The organism is Streptomyces sp. NPDC047315, from assembly GCF_040643215.1.
Classification (GTDB): Bacteria; Actinomycetota; Actinomycetes; order Streptomycetales; family Streptomycetaceae; genus Streptomyces.
The window spans coordinates 1-5,041 of sequence record NZ_JBEYTZ010000090.1 but is presented as its reverse complement, the minus strand read 5'-3'; the positions used below and the strand labels follow the sequence as shown (position 1 = coordinate 5,041).

General features: G+C 73.9%; 2 protein-coding genes. Both read right to left on the bottom strand.

The genetic code is table 11. The features are described from left to right. On the bottom strand, positions 1-1,253 hold a 1,253-nt coding region (locus ABZ842_RS38560), incomplete at its 3' end, for a beta-ketoacyl synthase N-terminal-like domain-containing protein (RefSeq protein WP_361548492.1). A 14-nt stretch (positions 1,254-1,267) separates the two neighbouring features. Continuing rightward, positions 1,268-5,041 (bottom strand): acyltransferase domain-containing protein (locus ABZ842_RS38555; protein ID WP_361548489.1); only part of this gene is annotated, 3,774 nt, incomplete at its 5' end.

Below are 5,041 nucleotides of genomic sequence, written 5' to 3'. Positions count from 1 at the left end.
CAGTCCACGTACGGCGACGGCTCATCCACGTGCAAGGTGGCCGGCAACACCCCGTGTCGCAAGGCCATCACCATCTTGATCACACCGGCCACACCGGCGGTGGCGTGCGTGTGACCGATGTTCGTCTTCACCGAGCCGAGCCACAGCGGCCGGTCCGCCGGCCGGTCCTGGCCGTACGTCGCCAGTAGCGCGCCCGCCTCGATCGGGTCGCCCAACTTCGTGCCCGTGCCGTGCGCCTCGACGGCGTCGACGTCGGCCGTGGACAGCCGGGCGTCGGCCAGCGCCTGGCGGATCACCCGCTCCTGCGCTGCGTCGTTGGGAGCGGACAGGCCGTTGCTCGCCCCGTCCTGGTTGACCGCCGAGCCACGCAGCACCGCAAGGACCCGGTGCCCGTTGCGCCGCGCGTCGGACAGCCGCTCCAACAGCACCAGGCCGACGCCCTCGGAGAACCCGGTGCCGTCGGCCGACGCGGCGAACGCCTTGCACCGGCCGTCGGGCGAGAGCCCGCGCTGACGGCAGAACTCGGTGAACATCAGCGGCGACGAGAGCACCAGCGCCCCGCCCGCCAGGGCCAGCGTGCACTCGCCCTGCCGCAGCGCCTTGACGGCCAGGTGCATCGCCACCAGCGACGACGAGCATGCCGTGTCCACCGTCACCGCCGGACCTTCAAGCCCCAGCGCGTAGGCGACGCGCCCGGAGAGGACACTGTTGAGGCTGCCGGTGGTGGCGTGGCCCTCGAAGCCCTCGGGGATGCGCGGCAGGCGCGAGTAGTAGTCCTCGCTGGACACTCCCGCGTAGACCCCGGTGCGGCTGCCCTTGAGCGTGCGGGGGTCGATGCCGGCCCGTTCGAAGGACTCCCAGGCGACCTCCAGCAGCAGCCGCTGCTGGGGCGTCATCGCCAGCGCCTCGCGCGGGGAGATGTCGAAGAAGTCCGCGTCGAACTCGTCGGCGGTGCGGACGAATCCGCCCTCGCGCACGTAGCTGGTCCAGGGGGTGGCCGGATCCGGGTCGTACAGGTTCTCCAGGTCCCAGCCCCGGTCGGTGGGGAACGGGCCGATGACGTCCCGGCCGTCGGCCACCAGGTCCCACAGCGCCTCTGGCGAGTCGGCGTCGCCGGGGAAGCGGCAGGCCATGCCGACGATGGCCACGGGCTCCTGGTGGCGCTCCTCCACCTCGTGCAGGCGCTGCCGCGTCTGCTGGAGTTCGGCGGCAACACGCTTGAGGTAGTCGACGAGCTGCTCTTCATTCGCCATGGGGGGCCACCATTTCAGGACACTCCAAGCTCGTTATCGATGAAGTCCAGCACCTGCTGGGCCGAGGCGGATCTGAGGTGGTCCGCCGCCGCGACGGGGGCCGCGGGCGCACTCCCGTGCGCCTGCCGCCAGGTCGCCAACAGGTCCTCCAGGCGGGTGGTGACCATGGCCACGTCGCCCTCGTCCACCGCGGTGCCCGCCACCGCGGCCTCCAGTCGGGCCAGTTCGTTCAGCAGCGTGTTCCCGCCGTCGGCGCGGACGACCTGCTGCGTGGGCGTAGCGGCGCCCGGGCCCGGGTCAGGGTCGGCCGCGAGTCGGCGCACCAGGTCGTCCGCGACCTCCTGCGGGGTGGGGTGGCGGAAGACGTACGCGGTGGGCAGCCGCAGCCCGGTGGCCGCCGTGAGCCGGTCCCGCAGCTCCACGGACGTCAACGAGCTGAAACCGAGCTGCTTGAAGGCGGCCCGGGCCGGGACGGATTCGGGGTCGGCGTGTCCGAGCACGGCTGCGGCGTGCCCTCGTACGACGTCCAGCACAGTGCGGTGCCGGTCGTCGTCGGACAGTGAGGCGAGCCGCGCCGCCAGGTCGACCGGCCGGGCCGTCCGGTCGGCTGCGGCGCGCCGTCGCGGGCCGGTGAAGTCGACCCGTACGGCGATCGCGTGCGGCGGGGCGGCGGGCAGCGGGCCGTCCGCCCCCGTGACCAGCAGGTGCGGCTCCCGGTGCGTCCACACCGCGGCGAACACGGCGTCGTCGTCCCGAGCGTCGGCGGAGTCGTCGGGGGCGGCGGCTTCGCGGGCCCATGTCACCGACGTGCCCGGCAGCCCTCCGGCACGCCGGTGCGCCATCAGTGCGTCGCAGTACGCGCGGGCGGCGACGTGGTCGATGGCGTTCGACGCGTCCGGGTCGTTCACCGGCTCGCTGAACACCACGAACCGTCGCAGCGTGGGCACTTCGACGGCGGTCGCGGCGAGCAGGGCGGCGACCGTGGACTTCGCGTGCCACACCTGCGCGGGTGCACCCGAGCGCGCCCCGGCGGCGTGCACGATCCCGGTCAGCGGGTGCGCCGGGGCGATGCCGGCGAGGACCGCGGCCACCGAATCCGCGTCGGTGAGGTCCGCAGCCACCACGTCGACCCGGGGGCCGTACGACTCCAGCCGGGCCGCGAGTTCCGTCGCGCCCGGCGCCGTCGGGCCGCGGCGGCTGACCAGGACCAACCGGTCCGCCCGTCCGGTGCGCGCCACGTACTCGGCCACCTTGGCGCCCCACGCCCCGGTGCCGCCGCATACCAGGACGGTGCCGCCGTCCTCGGCGGCCGGTTCGCGGGCGCCCGCGGCCGAGTCGGGAACCCAGCGGGGTGCGAGGACCCTGCCGGCGCGCACCGCCACGACCTGCTCGCCGCTGGCCAACGCCGTACGCACGGCGCCCGACACGTCGGCGTCGAGCAGCGCCGCCGCGGCGCCGTCATCTGATGGTTCGAGGTCGAGCAGGAGCACGCGGCCGGGGTGGGCCGACAGCACGTGCCGCAGCCGGCCCCGTATCCCGGTCCCGGCGGGGTGCGGCGCGGGCGGCCCGCCGGGCAGCTCCACCGGCAGGGCTCCTCGGGTGAGCACCACCAGCCGGGCACCGGCCGTACGGGGTTCGGCCAGCCAGGTGCGTACCAGCGCCGAGGCCCGTTCGACCTCGACCAGGCCCGAGCTGCTTCCGGTGTGCACGTCCGCGACGACCACCGCGGCGCCGTCGTCCACGGCTTCCGCGACCGCCGCGGGGCCCTCGTCGGAGAGGATGACCCAGTCCGTACGGACGTCTCCGCCCGCGGCCTGGGGCTCGACCGTCCGTGCCAAGGGCGTCCACGCCAGGGCGAACAGCCGCCCGCCGCCCCCGGCGGCGGCGCGCAACCGGCCGGGGTCCGCAGGGCGCAGCACGACCGATGCGGCGGTGAGGACCGGGGCGCCCAGCGCGTCGGCTACGGTCACGCTCAGCTCGCGCTGGCCGTCGTCGGCACCGCCGGTAGACGGACGGGGCGTCAGTCTGACGCGTACGAGGCGGGCCCCGGCCGCCCGCAACGCGACCCCGGACCAGGCGAACGGCAGCCACACCGGTCCGTCCGTCGCGGGCTCCTCCCGCAGCAGACCGGGGTGGAGCGCGGCGTCCAGGAGCACGGGGTGGATGCCGAACCCGTCCTCGCCGTCGCCCGTGCCGTCGGGCAGCACGACCTCGGCCAGCAGTTCGTTCCCGTGCCGCCACAGGGCGCGCAGCCCGTGGTACGCGTCGCCGTAGGAGTAGCCCGCGGCCTCCAGCCGCGCGTAGAAGTCCGTCGTGTCGACGGGTTCGGCGCCGGCCGGCGGCCATGCGCTCGGGACTTCGGTGGCGGGGGCGGTCGGGTCGGGCGTGAGGAGGCCGGTGGCGTGACAGGTCCAGGTGCCGTCGGCCCGCTCGCGTTCGGCGCGGGAGTCCACCCGCACCTCACGGGTGGCGTCGTCGGCGGGCGCGCTCACCGACACCCGCACCTGGAGGTCACCGGCCGCGGGCACGGCGAGCGGCTGCCGCAACGTCAGTTCTTCCACGCCGCCGCAGCCCGCTTCGTCGGCGGCGCGCAGCGCCCACTCCACGAGTACGGCGCCGGGCACGAGTGCCGCCCCGCCGACCGCGTGGTCTCCCAGCCAGCCGCCGGGGCCGGCCGGCAGGCGACCGGTGAGCACGAGCCCGCCGTCGGCCAGGTGTACGGCGCCGGGCAGCAGCGGGTGATCGCTGCCGTGCAGCCCCGCCGCGCCCAGCCCGCCGGCGCCCGCTGCGGGCGCGAGCCAGTAGCGCTGGCGTTGGAAGGCGTACGTGGGGAGGTCGACGGTGTGCCGGGACGCCGCAGGGAACCAGGTCGACCAGTCCACCGGGGCGCCGGCGACGAACGCCTTCCCCACCGACAACGCCAACTGCCCCTGGCCACCCGAACCACGACGCAACGTCGGCACCGTCACCCCATCGACACCAACGCCCTCGAACACCTCCTCCAAACCGAACGTCAACACCGGATGAGGACTCACCTCGACGAACAACCGATGCCCACCGTCCAACAGCGCACCAACCGTGTCGGAGAAGCGGACCTGTTCGCGGAGGTTGGTGACCCAGTAGTGGGTGTCGAGGGTGGTGGTGTCGACGGGTCCGGCGGTGACGGTGGAGTAGAAGGCGACGTCGCTCGTGGCCGGTTGGATCCCGGCGAGCACACGGTGGAGTTCGTCGGTGATCTGGTCGACCTGGGGGCCGTGGGACGCGTAGTCGACGTCGATGGTGCGGGCCCGGTGCCCGGCCGCCTCGACAGCGGCGACCACATCGGCCACGGCCTGCGGCGGACCGGAAACGACGGTCGATGACGGCCCGTTCACCGCCGCCACCACGACACCGCCACCGGTCGGGAAGAAGCCCTCAGCATCGGCAGCACCGAGGCCGAGTGAGGCCATCGCACCACCACCCGACAGGGCGCGAAGTGCCCGGCTACGCAACGCAACAATCCGGGCGCCGTCGTCCAAAGTAAGAGCGCCCGCAACACAGGCCGCCGCTATCTCACCCTGGGAATGCCCAATCACTGCTGCGGGAATGACGCCGTGCTCGGCCCAGACTGCGGCCAGCGACACCATCACCGCCCACAAAACGGGCTGCACCACATCCACCCGCGTCAACTCTGTTCCGTCGCCGCGCAGGACGTCGGTCAGGGACCAGTCCACATGCGGCTTCAACGCCGCCTCACACGCCGCGATCCGCTCCGCAAACACCGGTGAAGACCCGAGGAGTTCAACGCC